Origin of the sequence: Haematobacter genomosp. 1, assembly GCF_002196855.1 — a bacterium.
Lineage (GTDB): Bacteria > Pseudomonadota > Alphaproteobacteria > Rhodobacterales > Rhodobacteraceae > Haematobacter.
Genome location: NZ_NIPW01000011.1, coordinates 1 through 21,435 on the forward strand (window position 1 = coordinate 1; position 21,435 = coordinate 21,435).

Consider the following 21,435-nt stretch of genomic DNA (forward strand, 5'->3'; position numbering starts at 1 on the left):
CTTCCAGATTGTCGCGCTATAGAAGAAAGTGTTTTGTTGAAGTTCCGATCATCGCGACTTCGCGCAACGGCCCAAGGGGCCGTGGTATCTACCCGTGGAGAGGTGGCAGATGACTTTTGACGCGTTTTATGAATTGTCGCTTGCGACGCGAGTAGCTGTCGGCGCTGGATTCCTTGCGTATGGTGTAGCTTATGCTGGCCTTCGGCAAGACCACAGTGCGGTAGATGTATTTCTTGGCACGCTGGCCTTCTCGGTGCTGGCCACTCTGGTGTTCCAACAGCCTGAGGATTGGTCGGACTGGTCGAGAGCCGCATGTGCAATAGGGGCGACGCTCTGTGTTGCGCTTTTTTGGCGCGCCTGGTTGAGGGACTTCTGCATTTGGGCGATTGGCAAGCTTGGTGTTCATCGGGAAGACGGGGTACACCGATCATGGGCCGCTCTCGTCCAGACGAAAAGAAAAGTCGGACAAATTTCAGTCCACACCAGAGACGGCCGAACCCTCTATCTCAACAACCGACAGAGTTATTCGCATGCTCCTTGGGAGGGGCTATACCTCGGCGGTGACGGGTCAGTCATTATGGCGGTGGAAGAAGAGGAGCTTCCTGATGGAAGCGAAGAGCAGAGGGAGGACGTTCACCATGCCGAGTGGGGAACCCGCATGACCTACATCCCCGCAAGCGAGGTTGTACGCGTGAACATCCGGTTGAAATAGCTTCGTTACTTCTTTTTTGGTGGCTGTGAGGGTGATGCGAGCTTCGACGGTGATGCGCCGTTCTGTATTGTGGAGGGCTGGCCCAACGGCTTAGGGGAAGCTCCCTTGTTAAAGTCTACCCTGCTCCCACCGCCGTTTGTCTTTTTGTCTGTCATTCGAATCTCCATCGTCAGTGTTGTGGTGACCGCGATGGTGATGGGCGCCGGGGGTTCTGTCGAGTCCCCGGCGCTTTCATGGCAGTGGGTCAGGGTTTCTCGCTATGATTACGCCCGCGCTTGAAGTTCTCGGCCAGCTGGGGGAAGGCCTCAGCGAAGGGCTTGGCGCAGCCCAACTGTTCATCCGTGGCCTCCGGGCTGTCCACGGCTTCCCAGTCTTCGGGTGAATAGCCGCGGCCCGGTTCGAAACTGCCTTCTTCCTTCGCCAGCGCGTTCAGGGGCTCGGTCAGGTTGGTGATCGGGTCGTTGCTCATGCCGGATTCCTTAACCGAATCGTAACGATGGTCCTCTTCTGTCCTCAGGCACTGATCCCACTACAAAGCGATGCGAGATGGCTGCAGTGTATGAGATAGGTATTATTATAAGGGGTTAATGAGTGACCGTAGAATATGAGGCATTGCTATGTACGGCGGCAGAGCTCCTGCCAAGTGGGCAATTTGATGCCATCATCACTTGCTTGGATCTTTATCTGAGCCTTCCTGTCTCGCCAAAAGATAATCAAGGAAGTTCGCTAGGTCTCGCTGGCCTGCTTCATCGAGAAGTTTTGCACGGGCTTGAAGGCTCGCCAATCGATTGAACGGGCGGCGGTCCCCGCCGTGCAGTAGGTATCCCTCATCCACGTTGAAGAACTGCGCGATGGCGTAGAGGTCAGGCCCCTTTGGCAACGCTTTAGGGCGCCTGAACCATGGCTGTAGGCGATGATAAGGCACGTCTAACTCGCGCGCGAGTTCGGACAGATTCATCTCGCGCTCAGCAAGCAACATCTGAACTCTGGAGGCAAAAGGGCTCAATTCCATGGAAGCAAGCTAGTCTTTGGCGATTGCCAAAAGCAATTTGGCATTTGCCCATTGACAGATGTTGGCAAATGCCAAATTCTACCGGCATCATGGATCCGAACATCATCATAGCTGAACTTGATGCTTACTGCGCCGCCGCGGGCTTGAAACCGACGACGGTATGTCAAAACGCGCTCGGTGACGCCCGCCTTTATGATCGGCTCAAGCGGCGTTCGGAGAAGCTGCGGGAAAGCGCCGATAGGTTGCGCAGGTATATGCAGGCCAACCCAGCTGCCGGAAAAACCGAGGCGGCGGAATGACATCCCAATCATCCGCCGCCCCTCACTCGCTACATGGTCCCACAACACGCGACGATCATGGAGCGTTTCGAGTGAAAAGTCCTTCAGAACAGACAGAACAGAAGCCTGTCGGTCGCGATGAGGATCGGCAGGAGAATGCGAACCTCATTCGCCGCGTGTTCCGGTCGCCCTCCCAGGCCGAAGTCGCGCGGAAGGCGGCGGATTTCCTCGGCGGCGAGGTTACGGACCGGACCGTCATCAACTGGCTCCAGTGCCGACACGACATGCCGGCATGGGCCTTCAAACGCGTCTCGGCCTATCTCGAAATCGTCGAGCGCATCGCCCGGAGGATCGAGGGCTGATGTGGATCCTGCAGTGCGTGATCATTCTCCCGGGCTTCACCGTCGTGCGTCTCGCGCGCGCGGTGGCCGTGCGGATCAAAAAAAGCGTGAAGAATTCTTCATCTTCGTCAGGGAGCAGAAAATGACCGACCATCCCGACCGCAGGCCGGCGGATGACGAATGCGACTGTGCGCTGTGTCAGGCCGCGCGCGCCATGGACCGCGACGCCGCGGACACGTCGGGCGTGGTGGTGCCGTTTTCGAGCCGCGTGCAGTGGCCCGCGCCGACGGCGCGCGAGCCGTTTGATCCGCCGGCTGCCTGATGACCGGCGCCTTCACCCCCGTGGGTCGCGCCGCGGCGCGGATCGGCCATCTGGCCGTGCTGCGCGCCCAGTTGCTCGACCATCTACGCGCGGTGGGTGGGGTGCGGACGATGGCTGAACTGGCGGCAGAGCTGGGGCGGGACGGTGTGCTGCTGCGTGCCGATCTGGACCTGCTGGAGGCGGAGGGCCTCGTCTGGCGCCGCGACATGACATGGGCCCCGTTCGGGGTCGATCTGACTGAACCCTGCTGGTGGGCGCCACGGGTGCCAGTGCCGGCGCAACCCGAGGGCAGACCATGAATCTGGACGACATGAGCATCGACGAGTTGAAAACCTTCAGGAAGTCCATCGCCGGTGTCGAAAAGGCGGCGGATGTGCTGGCCGATCTGCCCGCGTCGGATGGCGGTGCGGTCCGGATCAGCCTGCAGCCCGGAGAGCGCGCGACCTTGACGACGGCATGGGTCATGCCCGCCGCCGGGGAGCGCGACGGCCTGGGGGGACCGATTCTTTTGGAGGTCGAGGATGAGCCGCGGTCATTTGCGGCACACGGGATGGTGGGCGGGTCGGGGGACCTGCAGCGCCATGGTCTTGCGGAGTGTCCCCCCGCCGAACCGGCAGCGTCAACGCCGGAAACGGGTGCAAGCCCCGAGGCGATCCCTCGCGCCGAAGCCCCGACCGGGGAGGCAGTTGCCGCCGCCGATCCGGTCGGGGAGCCTCCGCGGCCGCGCGCCACGGTATCCAGTGTCAGCCAGCCGGAACCGTGGACGGAGCAGGATGAGGCCTATCTCGTCGTGCTGGTGGCGGATCGTCTTGCGGCCGGGGACACACGCAAGACGGCGTTGGAGAAGGCCGCGGCGCTCATTGGCCGCACGGCGAACGCCTGCGATTTCCGGCTGCGCTCCCGCCTCGAGGAGCGCCTGCAGAAAGCGGTGGAGCATCAGCGGGGCGAGCGGGCAAAGCGGGCGGCGGGGCTGGCAAAGGTGGTGGCAGAGGCACCGGAAAAGCCCTCGACGGAGGGGGCGATCACTGCGCCTCCGGCCCCGGCTCCCGCACCGCCGCCGCCGGCGGAACATCAGCTGACGATTGCGCAGCGCGGTATTCTGGACACGCTTGGGCGCCTTTCCGGCCGCAAGGGCTTTGACGCGGAGATCGATCTGGAGATCGTCGAGGGCTTTGCCCGCGGCACCAAGACCGCGGCTCTGGCGCTGGACCTCGATCTCGATGCGCCGCTGCTGCTGGCACGGTTCCGGGACCTGACCGCCTGCATCCGTGATGCCCGCGGCAATATGACGATCGACGGGCAGGCGGACCTAATGAAGGTGTTGCGTCACCGGGTGAAAGAGGCGCGCGGCATCGCCGCCTGAGTGTCATGACCCGCTTTGCCGATGATCCGCGCCCGGCAGAGGCGCTGGCGATGGATATCGCCGAGATCGCCGACCGCCTTGCGATACAGGGGCTCAAGCGTGCCGGGGCCCGGGAGCTGACCGGACCCTGTCCGCAATGCGGTGGCCGGGACCGTTTTTCCATCAACACGGGCAAGCGGGTGTTCAACTGCCGCCATTGCGGCCGCAGCGGGGGGAATATCGATCTGGCCATGTTCGTGCTCGGCCTCGATTTTCCCGCGGCGCTGACCTGGCTGTGTGGCGAGCGGGAGGGGCTGTCGGACGCGGAACGGCGGGAGCGGATCGCGCGCGCGGAGCAGAACCGGGCGCGCAACGAGGCCCGGGCGGAGGCGGAGCGGCAGCGCGCCATCGCCGGTGCGCGGGACATCTGGTCGGCGGGTGGGCCGGCCGAAGATACGCCGGTGCGCGATTACCTCACCCTGCGCGGCGTGCCGCGCGACAGGTTTCCGCGGCTGCCCGCGTGCCTGCGGTATCATCCCGACCTTGCCTATACCGTGCAGGTCGATCGCCAGTGGGTGGAGGTCCATCGGGGGCCTGCGATGCTGGCCGCGATCCAGGCGCCGAATGGACGGTTTCAGGGGGTGCATCGGACCTGGCTCGACCTGTCCCGGCCGAAGGGCAAGCCGGTGATCCTGCACCCGCAGACGGGTGAGCCGCTCAAGGTCAAGAAGTCGCTGGGATCGGTGAAGGGTGGCGCGATCCGCCTGACCCTGGCTGCGCCGGTGATGATCATGGGCGAGGGTATCGAGACGACGTGCTCCGCGCTGGTGGCGGGCGAGCCGCCCGGGGCCGGGTACTGGGCCGGGGTCAGTCTCGGCAACATGGCGGGCAGCCGCAAGCTGGGCGAGGGCCTGCGCTATGCCGGCATCCCGGACCTGACTGACCGCGACGCATTTGTGCCGCCGCCGGGCACGGCGCGGCTGATCTTCATACAGGACGGGGATTCGGAGCCGCGCATGACGCGGGCGCAGCTGCTGTCAGGCCTGCGCCGCGCAATGGCCCTCCGCCCCGGCCTGAAAGGGCAGATCGTCCATGCCGGGCAAGGCGTGGACCTCAACGATGTACTCATGGGGCAGGAAAATGGGTGAAACGCTGGCTGATGCGCTGCCGAAGCGCATGAAGGAGATCCGGGAGGTTTTCATTCCGGCGTACCAAGCCATCGGTCCGACCGGAAGCTTTGCCATCGCAATGATGCAGTTCGAGTTGAGCGAGGCTGAGCGAGCACTCGCCTCTCAAGACGTTGCGCGCATGATGAGCGCATACCAAGCCCTCATGGACTTCAAGCTATGAGCGCTGACCAGATTGCCCGTGAATTTCTTCAGGCCTCCGGCGGTGACTGGCGCGCCACCCTCTTCCGCATGGCAGCGGTGGTAGACCTTGCGCGCGGGCGGACCGATGACGCGCTGTCGCGCGGAGCGATGCACCGCGATCAGCTCGACCTGCTCTGGCGTGACCTGCATCCCAACCGGCCCCGGGAGGCTCGCGATGACTGACCGTGTCGATAGCGTGCGCTCGATCATGTCCAATCCGGAGGATGTGGAGCTTCCCGATGACCTGACATCCCCCACGGACCCTGACGATTTGGGCCGGGAGGCCGGAAGGGGTGGAGATGAGCCCCCAGATGGCCCCGCACCCCATGACGAGGAGGCGGGGGACGAACCTCCGGCGGCGCGATGTGTCGACCTGCCGCTGAATGATCACGGCAATGGCCAGCGGCTGATCGTGCACTTCGGCGATGATCTGGTGAACGTCAAACGGGTCGGATGGTTCGTCTGGGACGACACCCGGTATATCGCCGATCCCGATGACGTCGCCGTGCGCCGGCGCGCGCACCGGATGACGGCACTGATCGAGGCCGAAATCGACCACATGGTGCTGCCCGAAGCGGAGATGGAAGTCCTCGCGGAAGCGGAGCACATGGCGGCGATTCTCGATGAGATCGGCGTGATCCCGGCGAAGGATCGCACATCGGATCAGCTGGATCAGATGATCCTGGCGAACCGGGTGATCGCCGCGGGCAAGGAGATCAAGGACCGACGCGACAAGTCCATCGGACGCCGCCTGACCCACGCCAAGAATGCCGGGAACAGCAACGCGATCAACAACATGATCAACGAGGCCGGCGCGATCATCGCGCGCCCGCTTGAGGACCTCGATGCCGATCCGCTGGTGATCAACACTTTGGGCGGTGTGCTGCGATTTCGCACCGAAGCGAACGACGAAGAGGATGGCGGGATGTATGCCCCGCCGCCGAAGGTCATTGTGGACCGGTTCGACCATAGCCGCGACCAGCTGCTGACCAAGATCATGCCGGTCGGACTTGATCCCGACGCGAAGTGCCCGACCTTCGTGAGCTTTATCAACCGTATCCAGCCGTCGCGTGAGATGCAGGCCTTCCTGCAGCGGTGGTTCGGCTATTCCATGACCGGCCTGACGCTCGAACAGGTCTTCGCCTTCTTCTATGGCGCCGGCGCGAATGGCAAATCCGTGCTGGTCGACCTGATGGCCCGGATCATGGGCGACTACGCGGCCTCCGCCAAGATCGAGTCGATCACCGGCCGGAGCCGGCGCGGGGGCGGTGATGCCACACCGGACCTTGTCCCGCTGATCGGGGCACGCTTCGTGCGGACCTCAGAACCCGATCAGGGCCAGCAGCTGCAGGAAGGCCTGATCAAAGAACTGACCGGCGGTGAGCCGATCATGGTCCGGTCGCTGAACGAGAACTTCATCACCGTCTATCCGTTCTTCAAGCTCACGATTTCCGGCAACCACCGGCCGGAGATACGGGGTGGCGACGATGGTATCTGGCGCCGCGTGATGCTCGTGCCCTTCGAAGTGCAGATACCGCCCGATGAGCGTGATCCGGACCTGGGCGAGAAGCTGTTCGCAGAGCGCGACGGCATCATGAACTGGCTTGTCAAAGGCCTGCGCGACTACCTTGCCCATGGGCTGCAGATCCCCGAACAGGTGCTGAGCGCCACGGCCGAGTACCGGGAGGACAGCGATCCGCTGGCCACCTTCCTCACGCAGGTCTGCGGCGTCTCGGGCAAGCCCGAGCATTCCATGCGCGCCAAGGCGCTGCAGGAGGCCTTTGCCTACTGGCTGGACGAGGGAGGGCGGGGCGCGTGGAAGCCGCGCACCATCTTCAACGGCCTGAGCGCCAAGCAGGGCAAGTGGCGCAGCCCGGCCACGGGCCAGACGTTCACCCGGCGCAAGACCTCGGACGCCTACTACGACGGCATCGCGCTTCTGGAGCCATTCAAGACCCGGTTCGAGGAGCATCAGACCGTTGTTGCCCGCGCCGAATTCCGCAAGTCTGGTGAGTTGCTGTGACGCCCCGCACCCCGCTTTCGAAGAAAATCAGGGACGTCAGGGACGTCCCGACCACGGTGGAGGGACGACGTCCCTTGCGAAGGGGTCCGGGGGAAAGATTGCGAAATCAGGGCCTTGTGTCGGTCTCAGGGACGACAGGGACGATAGGGACGACGATGCGCGCACGCGCGTGTGGTGTGTTACCCGGCGAAGGGTGCGGGGGATTGCTCTTCATGCGTAGCGTGGAAACGTCGTCCCTCACGTCCCTGTCGTCCCTAATAAAGCGCATCACACTGATTTTACGCGATTATCTTCCCTATCATCTCTCATCCTGTCGTCCCTGAAAAATCATCTGTCGTCCCTGACGTCCCTACGAACAACAATCGAAAACAAGATGTCGAAACATCACCCAGCGGAGGCACAAGATATGGATTTTAACGCAACCGGGCTGAGCGTCGGGGATGTGGTGAGGGCCGGTGATGATCTGGCGGCGGTCTTCGGTGCGGGTCCGGCGCGGTGGCATGCCCTGCGGGTGGCGCCGCAGCGCGAGGATCAGGCGGAGGCATGGCTGAGGCGCCGCGGGGTCTATGCCTTCCACCCGGTGCTGATGCACAAGGTGCGGCGGATGGGCAAGGTGCGGGAATATGCGCGCCGCTACCTGCCGGGCTATGTCTTCGCCCGTTTCCCGGGCGAGGCAGTCCCCCATCGGTTGGTCGGGCGCTGCGGCATCACGGGGGCGCTCATGTACCGCTTGTCCGGTTCTTGGGCGATCCTCAAGCCCTCCGATCTGCAAGCGCTTCACGATATGCGAAAGATCGACGCTGAGACTGCGCAGGAGCGGCGCGCCATCCGGTCGGCCACCCGTCGTGCTCTCACGGTCCACCCGGGTGGAACTGCCCTGTTCCGAGAGGGAGCGTTCTCTGGGATGCGTTGCGAGGTTGTTGAGTTGCTCGCCGATGGGGGCGCGAAGGTTCGGGTTAACGTGTTCGGAGCGATGATCTCGACCAAGACCCATGCAGCCGATCTGATCGGCATCGTTGGACGGTGTTGACAGGGAGCACGATGGTCGCTTAGTTTCTCTCTCCATAGCTCTATGCTGGCATGCCCGCCCCTAGTGGGGCCTAGCGCCCAGCGGGTGAGCGGCGAGGACCGGTTAGAACGCCGAGTCTGTGACCGCGTTCAATGTGCCCTGAGGGATGTCCTCGGGGCCTTTTGCTTTTCTGGGGGTCGCAATGGGTAAGCTGAAGCAGATGCCTTCTCGGCTTGCTGCTGCTCCGTCCCGTCTGTCGTCTATCGGGCAAGGATCGGAGCGTGATCGGTCCCGGATGCGGGACGCGGCGGTCCATTGGCGCAAGTGGTACAAGACGGCGCGCTGGAAGGACCTCCGATGGATCGTCCTGGAGCGAGACCTGTTCACCTGCCAGCGGTGCGGCCACGTCGAAGGCGACACTCGGCGCCTCGTCGCTGACCATCGGCAGGCACACCGTGGCGATGAAGCCCTTTTCTGGTCGCCGGCCAACCTGCTTTGCCTGTGCAAGGCGTGCCACGATGGCGCGAAGCAGCGCGAGGAGAGGCGCGGCCTCTGACCCGCCTGCCCGCATCAGGTCGGGCACCGCAAAGGGGGGGTGGGTCCAAAGTTCGGGGGTCGGTCGGGCCGGGACCCGCGTCCCCCTCATTCGGAGATTTTTTTTATGGATGACGTGGTTTTCGACCTGTTCGGCAATCCAGTTCGGTCATCGAAGGGTGAGCGGGGGCGTCCCGCTTATGAGGCGACTGAGAAAGATCGTAACAAAGTCAAACTGTTACTGGCACTTGGTTGGTCGAACCAAAGGATCGCCAACGCCGTCGCCATCTCTTTGGCCACCTTGAAGCGGTATTTTAGAGCCGAGCTCAAGGTGCGCGACCAGATGCGCGACCGTCTGGAAGCCAGACGCCTGGAGCAGGCCATGGAGCTGGCGCTCGCCGGAAACGTCGGGGCAATGCGCCAGCTTGATCGGCTGATCGACAAGAACGATCAGAAACTTGCCGCCGCGAAGATGATGAACACTGGTTCTGAGAACCCGGATCAGGACGACGACGAGAAGCCCGCTTCGCGCTACGTCGGCAAAGGTGAAGTGGCACGCAAGAAGGCCAACGCCCTGGCCTCGGGAGATGCAGATTCGGAATGGGGCAGCTTGCTGAGGCCGGGTCGTTACGATGGCTGAGGCTGCCACGGATATTCTTTGGGATACGTCTCTGCCGGATTGGAAAGAGCGGATCGTCAGGCGGGAGCCCTTGATCCCCGACTTGCCGCTGTTTGACCCGGTCGCTGACAAGGCCCTGGCAATCTTCAAACGTCTCCGGCTTCCGGATGATGTGGGGCGGGCCCGGACCTTCGGAGAGGCCGGAGACGAGTGGATCTTCAGGTTCGTCCGTGCGGTTTTCGGGAGCTATGACCCCGATCGCAAGATCAGGATGATCCGCGAATTCCTCCTGATGGTTCCCAAGGGGAATGCGAAGACCACCTATGCAGCGGCCATCATCCTGGTCGCGGCGATCATGAACGAGCGGCCGAACGCCGAACTCATGCTGATCGCGCCGAGCCAGAAGATCGCAAAGCGCGCTTTCAGCCAGGCGGCGGGGATGATCAAGCTGGATCCCAGCCTCGCGGACATGTTCCATCCGAAGGCCTACAGCAATGAGATCGTCAAGCTCGACGAGGTTGTGCCCTCCCGGATCCAGATCGTTTCAGCCGATCCTTCGGTGGTCACCGGTGCGATGTCGACCTTCACGCTGATCGACGAGACCCACGAATTCGCCAAGATGTCGAAGGCGGCCGATGTCTTCGCCGAGATCAAGGGCTCGCTCGGGAAGCGCCCGGACGGGTTTCTGCTTCAGATCACCACGCAGTCGAAGGCGCCTCCCGCGGGGGTATGGAAGTCGGAACTGACCATTGCCCGGAAGGTGCGTGACGGAGAAATCCGCCGTTCCCTGCTCCCCGTGCTCTACGAATTGCCGCCAGAGATGGCCGCTAATGACGGTTGGCTGGACCGCAAGACCTGGTCGATGGTGAATCCCAACCTCAATCGGTCGGTGACCGAGGGATACATCGCGGGCGAGATCGAAAAGGCCGAGATCGATGGGCCGCATCAGATGGCGCTGATCGCGTCTCAGCACCTGAACGTGGAGGTTGGGGTCGGCCTTCATGCAGATCGTTGGCCGGGGGCGCTCTATTGGGACCGGACAGCCGACCCGCGCATCACCTTTGACCGCATGTTGGACGAATGCGAAGTCTGCACTGCGGGAATCGATGGCGGCGGACTGGACGACCTGATGGGGCTCGGGCTCATCGCGCGGCATCGGAAAACCCGTGCCTGGTGGCACTGGGCGAGAGGCTTGGCACAGGCGGACGTGCTCGAGCGCCGGAAGGAGATCGTGCCGCGGCTTCGGGATTTCGAGCGGCAGGGTGATCTCGTGTTCTGCGAGAGCGCGGAGCAGCAGGAGGCGGAGATCGTCGCCATCTGCAAGCAGGTCCAGTTGGCGGGCCTGTTCCCGGAGCAAAGCGGTATCGGTCTCGACAGCGCCGGCGTTGCGACGCTGATCGATGCGCTCGCGGCGGAAGGCATGACGCAGCCTCTCGTCACCGCGGTCGGACAGGGCTGGAAGCTTCAGGCGGCGGTCCTCACGCTGCCGCGGAAGCTGAAGGACCGCAGCATGCTCCATGGGGGTCAGCCGATCATGCAGTGGCAGGTCGGAAACGCGAAACAAGAGCTCAAGGGGAGCAACTACATGGTGACCAAGCAGGCGGCCGGGTCAGCGAAGATCGACCTGCTGATGGCGACGTTCAATGCGGCCATGCTGATGTTTCTGAATCCGGCCGCGGATCAGAGCCGTCAGAACATGGACGGCTTTTTCGCGGCGCTGAGGGCCTGACGTGGGTCTGATCACGCGCGCTCTGTCGCTCGTCGGCCTCGAGCGGAAGGCGGCGACGAACATCACCTGGACGGATGGTCGGGATGTCATGGGCTCCGGCGTCGGAGAGGCCGGCGTCCTGGTCGATGAGCGTTCGACTCTCGGCCTTTCCGCGGCATGGGCCTGCGCGAATCTGATCTCGGGCACGATCTCGTCGCTACCGTGTCAGGTGTATCGTGGCGGTGGCCGCGTTGCTCAGGTGCGCGACGATCATCCGCTTTATCGCGTCCTGCACGACACGCCGAACTACGACCAGACAGCCGTGGATTTCTGGGACTTCATGTGCCTGTCGCTGGAGTTGTGGGGCAATGCCTACGCACGCGTGATCCGCACGGGAGACAGGGTCGTCGCCTTGCGGCCGGTGCGGCCGGACTTTGTCACGGTGCGTCGTCTTCCGGACGGGCCGCTGGAATATTCGTGGTCGCAGGATGGCCAGAGCTACCGGCTCCGCGATCGGGATGTGCTGCACATCCGGGGTCCGGGCGGCGATCCTCTCGGTGGTATGGGCACCCTTGCCGTTGCGCGCAACAGCCTGTCCGGGGCGATCGCGACCGAGCAGGCCGCGGCGCGCACGTTCCGCAATGGCCTGCGTCCTTCCGCCGTCATCAAGTTCAAGGAGTGGCTGACCCCGGAACAGCGCGCGACGGCAGAGCAGCGCGTCGCCGAAAAGTACATCGGCGCCATCAATGCGGGTCGCCCCTTCATGGCCGAAGGGGGCATGGAGTATCAGCAGATCGCCATTTCGCCAGAAGATGCGCAGATGCTGGAGACCCGGCAGTTCTCGGTCGAGGAGATTTGCCGGTTCTTCGGGGTGCCGCCGGTGATGATCGGCCATGCCGGGGCTTCCACCGCCTGGCCGACCAGCGTCGAGCAACAGGTGCTCATGTTCCAGAAGTTCACGCTGCGCCGCCGCCTGAAGCGGATTGAGCAGGCGGTGCAGCAGCAGCTCCTCAGTCCTGCGGATCGGGGCGAGGGCGTATTCGTCAAGTTCAACCTCGAAGGCCTGCTCCGCGGCGACAGCGTGTCGCGGTCGGCGTTCTACGTCGCGATGGCGAACATCGGGGCGATGACGATCAACGAAATCCGGGGGTTGGAGAACCTGGCGCCGGTGCCCGGCGGCGACGTGCCACGGATGCAGATGCAGAACGTCCCCATCACGCAGGCGGGACAGGAGGACGATGATGGAAACGAAAGCCTTCCCGCTTGAACTGAAGGAGTTGACCGACGAGGGCGTGATCGAGGGCTATGCCTCGATCTTCGGCAACGTCGATAATGGCGGCGACAAGGTGATGCCGGGCGCCTTCGTCGAAGGCCTCGCCAAAGCGCGGCAGACCGGGCGTACCGTCAAGATGCTCTGGAACCACAACCCGAGCGAGCCGATCGGCGTCTGGGAGGATCTGGCCGAGGACAGCAAGGGGCTGCGCGCCAAGGGGCGTCTCGTGCTCGAGGTTGCCCGGGCGCGCGAGGTGCTCGCACTCATGAAGGCGGGCGCGCTCAGTGCCCTGTCGATCGGATACATGACCCTCAAGTCCGCGCCCGACGGCAATATGCGGCTTCTGGAGAAGGTTGACCTCTACGAGGTTTCGCCCGTCACGTTCCCGATGAACGAGCGGGCCCGGATTTCTTCCGTCAAAGCCGATGGTTGCGACGACATCATCAATAAGCTCGCGGCCGGGGACCGGCTGACCGAGCGGGAGTTCGAGAAGCTTGCCAAGGGACTTGGCCTCTCGAACTCGCAGGCGGAGCGTGCCGCGCGCATTCACCTGAAAGGGCAGGGGGATCCTGCCGCAGCGGTAAGTGAGGCGGACCAGTTCTGGGCCGCATTGCGGGGCTGAGGCCCCATCCCCCAACCGATCAGGAGATACCCATGTCTGACCCGAAATCGGCTGCCGAACTGGCAGCGGAAGTGAAAACCGCGTTTCAGCAGGCGCTGGACGACGTGAAGGGCAAAGCTGAAGAGGCGCTCGGCAAGGCCAAGGCCGGTGAGGCGCTGACCACCTCCTTCAAGGGCCAGGTGGACGAAGCGCTCGTCAAGATGAACGGCTTCAAGACCCAGCTGGACGAACTGGAGCAGAAGGCGGCGCGCGGCGGAAACGGCGATGATGTCGAGCACAAGTCGTTCGGTCAGCAGTTCGTCGAAAGCGAGGGCTTCAAGTCCTTCGCGGACAGCGACTTCGCCAAGTCGATCGGTCGGGCTGACCTGCGGGTCAAGGCGACGATCACCACCTCGGACGCCGATGCCGCAGGCTCCATCGGCGCTGCGATCACGCCGACCCGCCTTCCCGTCATCCTTGAACTGCCCCAGCGCCGGCTGACGGTCCGTGACCTGATCTCGGCCGGGCGTATGGACGGCAATACGCTGGAGTATGTGCAGGAAACCGGCTTCACCAACAATGCGGCTCCCGTCGGCGAGACTGATGCAAAGCCGTCTTCGGACATCCAGCTCGAGTCGGTTTCGACTTCGGCCAAAGTCATCGCGCATTGGATGAAGGCGTCGAAGCAGGCGCTTTCCGATTTCTCGCAGCTCCGCTCCCTGATCGATGGGCGGCTGATCTACGGGCTGAAGTTCGTCGAGGAGAACCAGCTCCTCAACGGTACCGGAACGGGTCAGAACCTCCACGGGATCATCCCGCAGGCGTCGCCCTTTGCCGCACCCTCCGGTTCCCCTGCCGCAGAGACCTCGATCGATGTCCTGCGCATCGCGATGCTTCAGGCGACCCTTGCGGAATTTCCGTCGACTGGGGTGGTGCTCAACCCTGTCGATTGGGCATCCATCGAGCTGACCAAGGACGCCTCGGGCTGGTACATCATCGCGAATCCGCAAGGCACAGTGCAGCCGACGATCTGGGGTCTACCCGTTGTGCAGACGCAGGCAATCGCGCAGAGCAAGTTCCTGACCGGGGCCTTCAAGATGGGAGCTCAGCTGTTCGACCGCTGGGATGCGCGCATCGAGGTCGGCTACGTGAACGACGATTTCACGCGCAACCTCGTCACCATCCTGGCGGAAGAGCGGCTCGCCCTCGCCGTCTACCGGCCGGAGGCGTTTGTCTACGGCGATATCGAGCCGGTCACGCCCTGATCTGCTGACCAAGGGTGGCCGGTTCGCCGGCCATCTCTGTGAGCAGAGAGGTTCCCCCGATGAATCCTGTCCGGATCACCGCCCCGTCAACTCCCGTTGTCTCCCTCGAAGACCTGAAGCAGCATCTCCGCGTCCTGCATGACGACGATGACGCCCTGATCACGTCTTACGAGGCGGCGGCCGTGTCGTGGCTTGATGGTTATTCCGGTGTCCTTGGCCGGGCGGTCCTGTCGCAGGGCTGGCAGGAGACCTTCCCTGCGTGGGGGTGCTTTCGTCTCGCCCTGCCGGATGTGACTGCGGCGACCGTGACATACAAGGATGCCGCCGGCACGTCACAGACGGTGCCGGATGCGACACTCCGGTTCGATGGTTCGGCCGTCATCGTCGACGCGACCGGTCCCGCGGACGCAAGCGACATTACCGTGCTCTACACCTGCGCTCTTCCGGAGGGCGACCTTCCTGCAGTGGTGCAGGCGGTGAAGATGCTGGTTGCGCATTGGTATGTGCGTCGCGAGACGGTCGGGGATGCGGCTTTGTCGGTACCGTTCGCCGCGGAAGTGCTGATCGGCAGCAAGCGCAGGAAGCAGCTGTGAACGCGGCGGGAGACCGGAATTTCCGGGTGGCATTCGACGAACCGGTCGCCACGCCCAACGGGCAGGGCGGTCAGTTGATGGGCTGGACTGAACGCCTTCAGGCCTATGCAGCGATCCGCTGGCTGCGCGGCAGCGAGACGGTGATCGCCGCGCGGCTGGCCGGTCGGCAACCTGCGGTCGTCACCATCCCGGCCAGCGCGATCGCCCGGCTGATCACCACGGAATGGCGGATGCGGGATATCCGCTCCGGTGACGAATTCAACATCCGCTCGATGGTGGAAAGCGACGATCGCGCCGACATCGAACTCACCGTGGAGAAGGGAGTGGCTGTCTGATGCCCGGTCTGTCGAATGCTCTGCAGACGCTGATCCTCCAACGGCTCACGACCTTCGCACCGCTGGTTTCCCTCGGGGTTCGCGTGTGCGATCCGCCACGGGCAAAGGAGGTTCCGCCGTATATCAGTTTCGGCCCGTCCGATTGGCAAGAGGACGATGCCGACTGCATCGACGGTCGGGTCGAGACGATCCAGATCGATGTCTGGTCTTCCGCGCAAGACGGCCAGCGCGAGGCCAAGGATATCTGCGAAGCGGTAAAGAAGGCGCTGCATGGATACGACGCAGACCTTGGAGCGCACGCTCTGGTCGGAATGCGCGTGCCGATGGTCCGAGTATTCCGTGACCCCGACGGCATCACCACGCATGGGGTGGTGCAGGTCGAAGCACTGATCGAGGAGAATGATTGATGGTTGAGGGTCTGGAAAAGCTCCGCGCCCGCTTCCGGGCCTTGCCACGGGCGGTGCAGGAGGCCGCCACGCAGACGCTTGAACAGAACGCAAACGAGATCGTCGCAATGATGCGTCGCCTTGTGCCGAAGGATAGCGGCAGGCTGGCAGCGTCCATCGGGTGGACGTGGGGCGATGCGCCCGAGGGCTCGATATCGGTTGGCTCGGTGGCAGGGAGCCCGGACAGTGAGCGGCGCATTACGATTTATGCAGGCAGCGCGCAGACGATGGTGACGAACAGCCGCGGAATGAAGTTCCAGCTAGCCAAGCTGCAAGAGTTCGGAACGAAGAAAATGCCGGCTAATCCGTTCTTCTACCATGCTATCCGGGTGAAGCGCAAAGAAGGGCGGAAGCGAATGTCCGCCAGAATCAGTCGCGCTGCCAAGAAGGCGTTTAATGGCTGATTGGCAGACGCGGGCTCTGTTCCTGCGTGAATTCCATTGGCGCCGGCACAAGAAGAATGTCGGGTTCGGGGCAAAGCCAAAGCCAACCCCGCAGAGTTTCCCGCGCGACTTTATAGCTGCTGCCATCAAGGCGGGCGCGGCAATCCCGGTCCGCAAGGGCTGACCACCTCACAACCGAAACCAACGGTCCGCCTCGGCGGCCTTTTTGCCATGGAGAACGTGAAATGGCTGCCCCTATCACTGAATTCTTCCACCAGCTTGTACTTGAGGTTGAGACTGCCACCCCCGGCACCTATGCCAAAGTGTGCGGGCTCAAGGACGTGACTATCAGCCGTGCGACGCAGGTTGATACATCCGAGGTACCGGGCGATTGCGAGGATGAAAGCATCCCGTATTCGACCGAACGTTCCATCCGCGCACTGAACGTCACGGTTTCGGCTTCGGACGCGACGTGGGCACAGCAGTCGCATGAGATGCTGATGGACTGGTACTACTCGGGCAGCGTCAAGAACGTGCGGGTCGGGCACCTTAACGCTGCTGTCGGCGATACCGAGTACGAAACCGGTCCAGCGATCCTGACGCAGCTCGACGACACGCGCACCAAAGGCCAAAAAAATGCCCGGTCTATCGCGTTCGAATTCGACGGCACCCCGACGCGGACGGCGAAAGCGGCCCCCTGATGAAAATCACCCTGACATGGCCGGGCGGGGAGCATGAATTCGCGCTCCCCATCGGGCATCTCCGCGCCGTGCAGGATGCCTGTGACGCGGGTCCGATGGAAATCCTCACGGCCCTGCGCACGGGCCGGTGGCGGGTGGATATGCCGCTTTCGGTCCTTCGCTTCGGACTGATGGGGGGCGGTATGGAGAGGGAGCAGGCGAAGTCCCTTGTTAGCCGCCTCTCCGAAGCGGAGCCCATCGGATCATTTGTCATGCCCGCCATGCTGGTGATTGCCGCCGCGGTCATGGGGGTGGCCGATGACCCCGTGGGGGAGCAGACGGGGGCGACGAGCCCCCAGGAAAGTGGAAGTTCAGCGCCTTCTACAAAGGCGGGGCAAAAGCGGGCTTCACGCCGCGCGAAGTCGACGCAATGAGCCTGTGGGAATTCGCGTGCTGCATGGAGGGCATGGTGGAATTCCACGGCGGCAAGAAAACGCCGGGCGCGTCGTCATGGACTGACGAAGAAGCGCGCGAGATGGGGATTGTGGGGTTTGAGTGATGGCTGACGAATCCGTCCTTTCCTTTCGGCTTGAAGCCAATATCGCCGCGATGGAAAAGGCACTTGCCCGCGCGGAGGCGCGCGCCACCAAAGCCGCGAACAGCATCGATAAGCAGTTCGTGGCGGCGAACAAGAACGTCACGCAGGCTGTTGCGAAGTCCGGTCAGGAAATGAGCCGGTTCGGCAACATCACCGCTAACCAACGGTTCCAGATCCAGAACACTGCGGCCCAGTTCGCAGACCTTGCGGTGCAGATCGGATCGGGAACGAGTGTCCTGACCGCCCTTGGCCAGCAAATCCCGCAAATCCTTGGCCCGCTCGGCACCGTTGGCGCGTTGGCTGGTGTGGCTGCTGCTGTGTTTTTCCCACTGGCGAATGCAATGGGCCTGTTCGGAGAAGAATCGGTCGACGTCGCGAAGCAACTGAAAGAGGTCAATACGGCCATCAGCGACCTGCGGTCAATCACGGCGCAATATGCCGACGGCGACCTTGAGAAATTGCGGGAGAAATATGGGCAGGTCACCGATCAGCTTTGGGCGATGGTCGAAGCGCAGCGCACGCTGGCGAGGATCGACGCGCGCCAGGCGCTGGACACCGCAATCGGCGGCATCACCGAGGTTAGCCAGCCGGGCATGATCGACAGCCTTCGCGGCTACGCTGCGAGTGAGGCGGGGCAGCTGCGATTCCTGCGGGACGAGTTGAGCCTCACCGATGAGCAGGCCCGGCAGTTGTATGACGCCCTGAACGCGCTCGGCACCGCGGCGGGGCCGCAGGAGCAGCTGACCGCGTTCGAGCAGCTGCGGGCGCTCGCCGCCGACATGTTGCTGTCACAGGAGAACCTGAGCGCAGAGCAACTGACCCTGCTCAAGAATATCGTGGCCGGGGAGGACGCGACGCGGCAGCTGGTGGCAGCCACGGCAGAGATTGCGCCGGGCATCACGACGGCAGCGGATGAGGCCAACCGGCTCGCATCGAACCTTCTCGAGGCCATGTCGCTGCGAAACCGGCTTGCGCAGCAGAACCCCGGCGGTGGTCGAGGCGAGATCAACCAGTGGAATTACCGCGAGCCTGACCCGAACGTTTTCACGATGGACGATGTGTCGAGCTGGGAACGAGAGCAGGCCGAGGCGCGTCGAAAAGCGGAGAGCGAGGCCCGGAAGGCAGCCCGGAAAGCGCAGACAGAGTCAGAGAGAGATGCCAAGCGCGCAGCGAAGGAAATGGCCCGCGACGCAGAACAGGTCTTCAACTCCACCCGTACAGCGGCGGAGCAATATGCGCTGGAGATGGACAAGCTCAACGTCCTGCTCAAGGCGGGGGCGATCAGCCAGGATACCTACAATCGTGCGGCACAATCCCTGGGGGATGAGTTCACGCAGGCCGGACAGTTCGCGTCGGCGGTCTCCGACGAACTTCGCAGCAGTTTCAGCGGGCTTTTCGACGGCATCGTCAGTGGAAGCCAGAACGCCGGAGAAGCAATTTCCGATCTCGCACGGCGTCTCGCCGCCATGGCAGCTCAGGAGGCGACGTTCCGTCTTCTGGGCAGCCTGATGCCGAATGTCTTCGGATCGAGTGGGTTCGTCCCTCTCGTCCGCGCGGCAGGGGGCGGGTACATCTCGGGACCCGGAAGCGCTACCAGTGACAGCGTACCTGCAATGCTGTCCGACGGAGAGTTTGTCGTGCGGGCGAGCGCGACCCGGCAGAACCGCGCGCTGCTGGAGGCGATCAATCGCGGTGGCGTCAAGGGTTTCGCCCGGGGCGGCTACGTCGGCCCGTCCAGCATGTCATCTCCCACACGGCAGGGGGGCGGAGACATCCAGATCGTCAATCAGACGACCGGTCGCGTCGATCAGGTCGATCAGGAGACGAGCCGGAGCGCCTCGGGGCGGGAGACGACAAAGCTCGTCATGAAGGAGGTCAACCGCGGGATTTCCAGCGGGATGGCGGACAAAAGCATGCGTCAGAGGCAAGGGCTGCGCCCGACAGTGACGAGGCGGGGATGAGCAGTCCAGTGATCGCATGGCCAAGTGACGTGCCGAACTGCATCCTGCCGCTCTCTCCGCAAGGGGGGTTGCAGGATAATCGCGTCAGCTTTGAGCCAGAGGTCGGCGTTGCCATTGAGCGGCCGAAGACATCATGGGCGCCCGAGGTCTATTCCGTCGAATTGCGCCTGCTCACCATACCGCAGTTCGAGGCATTTCAGCGTTGGTATAAGCTCGATCTTCACCACGGGGTTCTGCCGTTCGAATTTTATCACCCGATCACCAGGGTTCGCTCCGCCTGGAAGATCGTGAAAGGTTCCCCGCCATATTCGGTGGCCAAGACCCGCCGCGCGGCTCCGGGGGCGAAATGCATAGCACTCTCTTTCAGCATCGTGTCCTTTCCCGTCTCAATCCCGGACGGATATCTCCTGCAGGAGAGCGGGGATTACGTGCTGCAGGAGGACGGTGGACGGATCATCGTGGATCCGGGGAGCCCCTTCGATGTCGGAGCGTGACATTCCCGCGGCCACGCGGGCGTCGCTGGAAGATGCGGCGTCGCCCGATGCGCTGCTGGCCTTCTTGCTGGTTGAGCACCCGGCGCTGGCGGAGCCGATCCGGCTTGTCTGCGATCCGCTCGACTATCTGTATCAGGGCGAGAAGTGGACGGGCATCGTTTTCGGCTACACGATCCTCGATGACGCAGAGGAGGCGGTTGCTGCGGCAGAGATTACCCTGCCGAACGTGGATCGCCGCATCGGCCAGGCGCTCCGGGAAATCACCGGAGAAGCGCGGCTGACGCTCTCATTGCTCTCCACGGCGGATTTCGACCTGTCCGTCGTGCCTCGCGAGCCGGTCGGCACGCCGGGCGTCATCCATCACATGCCGGGATACGTGCTGAAATCCGTCACCGGGGATGCCGTGCAGGTGACGGGGCAGGTCGGCCTGCACGATTATTCGCAGGAGCCATGGCCCTGCGTCAGCGCCACGCAGGCGCGGCTTCCCGGTCTTTATCGCTAGAGGATCCAGACATGTCTGCTTGGTGGGCCGATTACATCGGCGTGGAATACGGCGAGGAGCCGGGGAAGTTTACGTGCTGGTCTCTTGTCCGGCAGGTCTATGCGGATCAGCTCGGGATCGATCTGCCGGTCTACGGCGAGATCGAGGCTTCGGACCTGCTCCGCGTTGCCCGGGCCATGGATGCGGGGCAGGCGTCGGATGGCTGGATAGAGGTCATGGAGCCGCGGGAATACGACGTGATCCTGATGCGCGCGCCGCGCGGCAATGGGCGCGTCGTGCATGTCGGCGTCGTGGCGGGGGGCGGGTGCCTGCACGTCGAGCAATCCACCGCGACCTGTCTTGTGCCGCTGCAGCATTTCAGCGTGGCGGGGCGGATCAAGGGATTCAGGAGAAAATCAGATGAACAAACTGGAAATGGCTGAAATTGAGTTCGGAACCGGTCGGAATTGCCTCACAGCATGGGTGGGGGGGAAATACCTCGGCGTCGTGCATACCGACGGTGAAGGCGTTCATATCCTTCTTCATCAAAGAGTGCTCCGAACTTCCCGTCGCCGGTCATGGTCACGACCCGCTCTTGATGACGCTGTAGAGAAGCGACAAGGCGGCTCCGGCAGCCTGAGCGGCGACTCCACGACCGATCTCTGACGTTGTGTCAGCCGCCCAAGTCGCAAGCGACGAACCTATGGATTCTTGGGGAGTGATCGGGTTTGGCTTTTGGAGGACATCAAAAGACCGATCATTGAGGCGGATGTCCTGCGGAGGGATAGCGGTCAGGTACCCGTTCTCAACGAGATATCCTACCGTATCGTCAAAAAGATTCTGGTCGGCGCCAGAGGGTTCATCATCGCCAAAGATGAGCGATGCATCTGCAAACTGCGACTCTGGATGTGTTGCGTAGAGCGCTCCCAGCAGCCTCCCAGCCATGTCTTTGAAGCGCGCAATGTTCTCTGGATCTGCCATGACCGCTCTCCCGTTGTCGCCCGAAAGGATCGCCGCTTGCAGGTAATTGAGTCTATCCAGAACAATGGGGCAAC

Annotated in this window: 31 protein-coding genes; 28 read left to right on the forward strand and 3 right to left on the reverse strand. The window is 63.1% G+C overall.

The window, feature by feature from the left end; translation table 11 throughout:
• Positions 1 to 109 precede the first annotated feature (109 nt).
• A complete protein-coding gene (locus tag CDV49_RS08150; RefSeq protein ID WP_088215058.1) occupies positions 110 to 712 on the forward strand; it encodes a hypothetical protein in 603 nt (200 codons plus the stop codon).
• A 244-nt stretch (positions 713 to 956) separates the two neighbouring features.
• On the opposite strand, the gene CDV49_RS08155 is transcribed toward CDV49_RS08150, so the two are convergent.
• Positions 957 to 1,181 (reverse strand): hypothetical protein, encoded by a 225-nt coding sequence (locus CDV49_RS08155; protein ID WP_088215059.1) that lies wholly within the window; start codon positions 1,179 to 1,181, stop codon positions 957 to 959.
• A gap of 195 nt (positions 1,182 to 1,376) precedes the next feature.
• Positions 1,377 to 1,691, reverse strand: a complete 315-nt coding sequence (locus tag CDV49_RS08160; RefSeq protein ID WP_179209146.1) for a helix-turn-helix domain-containing protein — start codon at positions 1,689 to 1,691, stop codon at positions 1,377 to 1,379.
• A gap of 101 nt (positions 1,692 to 1,792) precedes the next feature.
• Here CDV49_RS08160 and CDV49_RS08165 point away from each other — a divergent pair, with 101 nt between their 5' ends.
• The 27 genes from CDV49_RS08165 to CDV49_RS08295 all read left to right on the forward strand — a co-directional run bounded on the left by CDV49_RS08165 (position 1,793) and on the right by CDV49_RS08295 (position 20,823).
• Complete coding sequence (locus tag CDV49_RS08165) at positions 1,793 to 2,023, forward strand: hypothetical protein (RefSeq protein WP_256947278.1); 231 nt, start codon at positions 1,793 to 1,795, stop codon at positions 2,021 to 2,023.
• Positions 2,024 to 2,094: 71 nt separating this feature from the next.
• Positions 2,095 to 2,364, forward strand: a complete 270-nt coding sequence (locus CDV49_RS08170; RefSeq protein WP_088215062.1) for a hypothetical protein — start codon at positions 2,095 to 2,097, stop codon at positions 2,362 to 2,364.
• A 121-nt stretch (positions 2,365 to 2,485) separates the two neighbouring features.
• Complete coding sequence (locus CDV49_RS08175; protein ID WP_088215063.1) at positions 2,486 to 2,665, forward strand: hypothetical protein; 180 nt, start codon at positions 2,486 to 2,488, stop codon at positions 2,663 to 2,665.
• The gene (locus CDV49_RS08180; RefSeq protein ID WP_088215064.1) at positions 2,665 to 2,964 is read left to right on the forward strand and encodes a hypothetical protein; all 300 of its coding nucleotides are present in this window, start codon (positions 2,665 to 2,667) and stop codon (positions 2,962 to 2,964) included. Before CDV49_RS08175 ends, CDV49_RS08180 begins: the two co-directional genes overlap by 1 nt.
• On the forward strand, positions 2,961 to 4,028 hold the full coding sequence (locus CDV49_RS20440; RefSeq protein ID WP_088215065.1) for a hypothetical protein: 1,068 nt from the start codon (positions 2,961 to 2,963) through the stop codon (positions 4,026 to 4,028). The genes CDV49_RS08180 and CDV49_RS20440 overlap by 4 nt, the downstream gene beginning before the upstream one ends.
• Before the next feature lie 5 nt (positions 4,029 to 4,033).
• Complete coding sequence (locus tag CDV49_RS08190) at positions 4,034 to 5,155, forward strand: DUF7146 domain-containing protein (RefSeq protein WP_088215066.1); 1,122 nt, start codon at positions 4,034 to 4,036, stop codon at positions 5,153 to 5,155.
• On the forward strand, positions 5,148 to 5,357 hold the full coding sequence (locus CDV49_RS08195) for a hypothetical protein (RefSeq protein WP_088215067.1): 210 nt from the start codon (positions 5,148 to 5,150) through the stop codon (positions 5,355 to 5,357). The genes CDV49_RS08190 and CDV49_RS08195 overlap by 8 nt, the downstream gene beginning before the upstream one ends.
• Positions 5,354 to 5,560, forward strand: a complete 207-nt coding sequence (locus CDV49_RS08200; RefSeq protein WP_088215068.1) for a hypothetical protein — start codon at positions 5,354 to 5,356, stop codon at positions 5,558 to 5,560. Before CDV49_RS08195 ends, CDV49_RS08200 begins: the two co-directional genes overlap by 4 nt.
• Entirely contained in the window at positions 5,553 to 7,400 is a 1,848-nt protein-coding gene (locus tag CDV49_RS08205) for a DNA primase family protein (protein WP_088215069.1), read from the forward strand. Before CDV49_RS08200 ends, CDV49_RS08205 begins: the two co-directional genes overlap by 8 nt.
• 406 nt (positions 7,401 to 7,806) lie before the next feature.
• On the forward strand, positions 7,807 to 8,430 hold the full coding sequence (gene nusG, locus CDV49_RS08210; RefSeq protein WP_179209147.1) for a transcription termination/antitermination protein NusG: 624 nt from the start codon (positions 7,807 to 7,809) through the stop codon (positions 8,428 to 8,430).
• A 181-nt stretch (positions 8,431 to 8,611) separates the two neighbouring features.
• On the forward strand, positions 8,612 to 8,965 hold the full coding sequence (locus CDV49_RS08215; protein ID WP_088215237.1) for an HNH endonuclease: 354 nt from the start codon (positions 8,612 to 8,614) through the stop codon (positions 8,963 to 8,965).
• Positions 8,966 to 9,070: 105 nt separating this feature from the next.
• Entirely contained in the window at positions 9,071 to 9,583 is a 513-nt protein-coding gene (locus tag CDV49_RS08220; protein WP_088215071.1) for a resolvase, read from the forward strand.
• Entirely contained in the window at positions 9,576 to 11,291 is a 1,716-nt protein-coding gene (locus CDV49_RS08225; RefSeq protein WP_088215072.1) for a terminase large subunit, read from the forward strand. The genes CDV49_RS08220 and CDV49_RS08225 overlap by 8 nt, the downstream gene beginning before the upstream one ends.
• A gap of 1 nt (position 11,292) precedes the next feature.
• Positions 11,293 to 12,537 carry a phage portal protein gene (locus CDV49_RS08230; protein ID WP_218821921.1) on the forward strand — a complete coding sequence of 415 codons (1,245 nt, stop codon included), beginning with the start codon at positions 11,293 to 11,295 and terminating at the stop codon, positions 12,535 to 12,537.
• Positions 12,512 to 13,165 carry an HK97 family phage prohead protease gene (locus CDV49_RS08235; protein ID WP_088215073.1) on the forward strand — a complete coding sequence of 218 codons (654 nt, stop codon included), beginning with the start codon at positions 12,512 to 12,514 and terminating at the stop codon, positions 13,163 to 13,165. Before CDV49_RS08230 ends, CDV49_RS08235 begins: the two co-directional genes overlap by 26 nt.
• 32 nt (positions 13,166 to 13,197) lie before the next feature.
• On the forward strand, positions 13,198 to 14,409 hold the full coding sequence (locus CDV49_RS08240; RefSeq protein WP_088215074.1) for a phage major capsid protein: 1,212 nt from the start codon (positions 13,198 to 13,200) through the stop codon (positions 14,407 to 14,409).
• A gap of 59 nt (positions 14,410 to 14,468) precedes the next feature.
• Positions 14,469 to 15,002 (forward strand): head-tail connector protein, encoded by a 534-nt coding sequence (locus tag CDV49_RS08245; RefSeq protein ID WP_088215075.1) that lies wholly within the window; start codon positions 14,469 to 14,471, stop codon positions 15,000 to 15,002.
• On the forward strand, positions 14,999 to 15,337 hold the full coding sequence (locus CDV49_RS08250; protein WP_444881520.1) for a head-tail adaptor protein: 339 nt from the start codon (positions 14,999 to 15,001) through the stop codon (positions 15,335 to 15,337). Before CDV49_RS08245 ends, CDV49_RS08250 begins: the two co-directional genes overlap by 4 nt.
• Complete coding sequence (locus CDV49_RS08255; protein WP_088215077.1) at positions 15,337 to 15,744, forward strand: DUF3168 domain-containing protein; 408 nt, start codon at positions 15,337 to 15,339, stop codon at positions 15,742 to 15,744. The genes CDV49_RS08250 and CDV49_RS08255 overlap by 1 nt, the downstream gene beginning before the upstream one ends.
• Positions 15,744 to 16,187: an HK97-gp10 family putative phage morphogenesis protein gene (locus CDV49_RS08260; protein WP_088215078.1), complete on the forward strand. Its 444-nt coding sequence runs from the start codon at positions 15,744 to 15,746 to the stop codon at positions 16,185 to 16,187. The genes CDV49_RS08255 and CDV49_RS08260 overlap by 1 nt, the downstream gene beginning before the upstream one ends.
• Positions 16,188 to 16,411: 224 nt before the next feature.
• Positions 16,412 to 16,867 (forward strand): phage tail tube protein, encoded by a 456-nt coding sequence (locus CDV49_RS08270; protein WP_088215080.1) that lies wholly within the window; start codon positions 16,412 to 16,414, stop codon positions 16,865 to 16,867.
• Positions 16,867 to 17,280 (forward strand): gene transfer agent family protein, encoded by a 414-nt coding sequence (locus CDV49_RS08275; RefSeq protein ID WP_088215081.1) that lies wholly within the window; start codon positions 16,867 to 16,869, stop codon positions 17,278 to 17,280. The genes CDV49_RS08270 and CDV49_RS08275 overlap by 1 nt, the downstream gene beginning before the upstream one ends.
• Positions 17,277 to 17,405, forward strand: coding sequence for a hypothetical protein (locus CDV49_RS20855; protein WP_256947279.1), 129 nt, complete (start codon positions 17,277 to 17,279; stop codon positions 17,403 to 17,405). The genes CDV49_RS08275 and CDV49_RS20855 overlap by 4 nt, the downstream gene beginning before the upstream one ends.
• On the forward strand, positions 17,405 to 19,405 hold the full coding sequence (locus tag CDV49_RS08280) for a hypothetical protein (protein WP_088215082.1): 2,001 nt from the start codon (positions 17,405 to 17,407) through the stop codon (positions 19,403 to 19,405). The genes CDV49_RS20855 and CDV49_RS08280 overlap by 1 nt, the downstream gene beginning before the upstream one ends.
• On the forward strand, positions 19,402 to 19,899 hold the full coding sequence (locus CDV49_RS08285; RefSeq protein WP_143413139.1) for a hypothetical protein: 498 nt from the start codon (positions 19,402 to 19,404) through the stop codon (positions 19,897 to 19,899). Before CDV49_RS08280 ends, CDV49_RS08285 begins: the two co-directional genes overlap by 4 nt.
• On the forward strand, positions 19,886 to 20,401 hold the full coding sequence (locus tag CDV49_RS08290; RefSeq protein WP_088215084.1) for a DUF1833 family protein: 516 nt from the start codon (positions 19,886 to 19,888) through the stop codon (positions 20,399 to 20,401). Before CDV49_RS08285 ends, CDV49_RS08290 begins: the two co-directional genes overlap by 14 nt.
• Before the next feature lie 11 nt (positions 20,402 to 20,412).
• Entirely contained in the window at positions 20,413 to 20,823 is a 411-nt protein-coding gene (locus tag CDV49_RS08295) for an NlpC/P60 family protein (RefSeq protein ID WP_088215085.1), read from the forward strand.
• Positions 20,824 to 20,962: 139 nt separating this feature from the next.
• Here the strand turns inward: CDV49_RS08295 and CDV49_RS08300 are convergent, their stop codons facing one another.
• On the reverse strand, positions 20,963 to 21,361 hold the full coding sequence (locus CDV49_RS08300) for a hypothetical protein (protein ID WP_088215086.1): 399 nt from the start codon (positions 21,359 to 21,361) through the stop codon (positions 20,963 to 20,965).
• Between the last annotated feature and the right edge of the window lie 74 nt (positions 21,362 to 21,435).

What these genes read in the sequence shown, in the direction of transcription:
- CDV49_RS08150 (WP_088215058.1), top strand. Translation starts at nt 110, where the DNA reads ATGACTTTTGACGCGTTTTATGAATTGTCGCTTGCGACGCGAGTAGCT.
- CDV49_RS08155 (WP_088215059.1), bottom strand. Translation starts at nt 1,181, where the DNA reads ATGAGCAACGACCCGATCACCAACCTGACCGAGCCCCTGAACGCGCTG.
- CDV49_RS08160 (WP_179209146.1), bottom strand. Translation starts at nt 1,691, where the DNA reads ATGTTGCTTGCTGAGCGCGAGATGAATCTGTCCGAACTCGCGCGCGAG.
- CDV49_RS08165 (WP_256947278.1), top strand. Translation starts at nt 1,793, where the DNA reads ATGCCAAATTCTACCGGCATCATGGATCCGAACATCATCATAGCTGAA.
- CDV49_RS08175 (WP_088215063.1), top strand. Translation starts at nt 2,486, where the DNA reads ATGACCGACCATCCCGACCGCAGGCCGGCGGATGACGAATGCGACTGT.
- CDV49_RS08180 (WP_088215064.1), top strand. Translation starts at nt 2,665, where the DNA reads ATGACCGGCGCCTTCACCCCCGTGGGTCGCGCCGCGGCGCGGATCGGC.
- CDV49_RS20440 (WP_088215065.1), top strand. Translation starts at nt 2,961, where the DNA reads ATGAATCTGGACGACATGAGCATCGACGAGTTGAAAACCTTCAGGAAG.
- CDV49_RS08190 (WP_088215066.1), top strand. Translation starts at nt 4,034, where the DNA reads ATGACCCGCTTTGCCGATGATCCGCGCCCGGCAGAGGCGCTGGCGATG.
- CDV49_RS08195 (WP_088215067.1), top strand. Translation starts at nt 5,148, where the DNA reads ATGGGTGAAACGCTGGCTGATGCGCTGCCGAAGCGCATGAAGGAGATC.
- CDV49_RS08200 (WP_088215068.1), top strand. Translation starts at nt 5,354, where the DNA reads ATGAGCGCTGACCAGATTGCCCGTGAATTTCTTCAGGCCTCCGGCGGT.
- CDV49_RS08205 (WP_088215069.1), top strand. Translation starts at nt 5,553, where the DNA reads ATGACTGACCGTGTCGATAGCGTGCGCTCGATCATGTCCAATCCGGAG.
- nusG (WP_179209147.1), top strand. Translation starts at nt 7,807, where the DNA reads ATGGATTTTAACGCAACCGGGCTGAGCGTCGGGGATGTGGTGAGGGCC.
- CDV49_RS08215 (WP_088215237.1), top strand. Translation starts at nt 8,612, where the DNA reads ATGGGTAAGCTGAAGCAGATGCCTTCTCGGCTTGCTGCTGCTCCGTCC.
- CDV49_RS08220 (WP_088215071.1), top strand. Translation starts at nt 9,071, where the DNA reads ATGGATGACGTGGTTTTCGACCTGTTCGGCAATCCAGTTCGGTCATCG.
- CDV49_RS08225 (WP_088215072.1), top strand. Translation starts at nt 9,576, where the DNA reads ATGGCTGAGGCTGCCACGGATATTCTTTGGGATACGTCTCTGCCGGAT.
- CDV49_RS08235 (WP_088215073.1), top strand. Translation starts at nt 12,512, where the DNA reads ATGGAAACGAAAGCCTTCCCGCTTGAACTGAAGGAGTTGACCGACGAG.
- CDV49_RS08240 (WP_088215074.1), top strand. Translation starts at nt 13,198, where the DNA reads ATGTCTGACCCGAAATCGGCTGCCGAACTGGCAGCGGAAGTGAAAACC.
- CDV49_RS08245 (WP_088215075.1), top strand. Translation starts at nt 14,469, where the DNA reads ATGAATCCTGTCCGGATCACCGCCCCGTCAACTCCCGTTGTCTCCCTC.
- CDV49_RS08255 (WP_088215077.1), top strand. Translation starts at nt 15,337, where the DNA reads ATGCCCGGTCTGTCGAATGCTCTGCAGACGCTGATCCTCCAACGGCTC.
- CDV49_RS08260 (WP_088215078.1), top strand. Translation starts at nt 15,744, where the DNA reads ATGGTTGAGGGTCTGGAAAAGCTCCGCGCCCGCTTCCGGGCCTTGCCA.
- CDV49_RS08270 (WP_088215080.1), top strand. Translation starts at nt 16,412, where the DNA reads ATGGCTGCCCCTATCACTGAATTCTTCCACCAGCTTGTACTTGAGGTT.
- CDV49_RS08275 (WP_088215081.1), top strand. Translation starts at nt 16,867, where the DNA reads ATGAAAATCACCCTGACATGGCCGGGCGGGGAGCATGAATTCGCGCTC.
- CDV49_RS20855 (WP_256947279.1), top strand. Translation starts at nt 17,277, where the DNA reads ATGAGCCTGTGGGAATTCGCGTGCTGCATGGAGGGCATGGTGGAATTC.
- CDV49_RS08280 (WP_088215082.1), top strand. Translation starts at nt 17,405, where the DNA reads ATGGCTGACGAATCCGTCCTTTCCTTTCGGCTTGAAGCCAATATCGCC.
- CDV49_RS08285 (WP_143413139.1), top strand. Translation starts at nt 19,402, where the DNA reads ATGAGCAGTCCAGTGATCGCATGGCCAAGTGACGTGCCGAACTGCATC.
- CDV49_RS08290 (WP_088215084.1), top strand. Translation starts at nt 19,886, where the DNA reads ATGTCGGAGCGTGACATTCCCGCGGCCACGCGGGCGTCGCTGGAAGAT.
- CDV49_RS08295 (WP_088215085.1), top strand. Translation starts at nt 20,413, where the DNA reads ATGTCTGCTTGGTGGGCCGATTACATCGGCGTGGAATACGGCGAGGAG.
- CDV49_RS08300 (WP_088215086.1), bottom strand. Translation starts at nt 21,361, where the DNA reads ATGGCAGATCCAGAGAACATTGCGCGCTTCAAAGACATGGCTGGGAGG.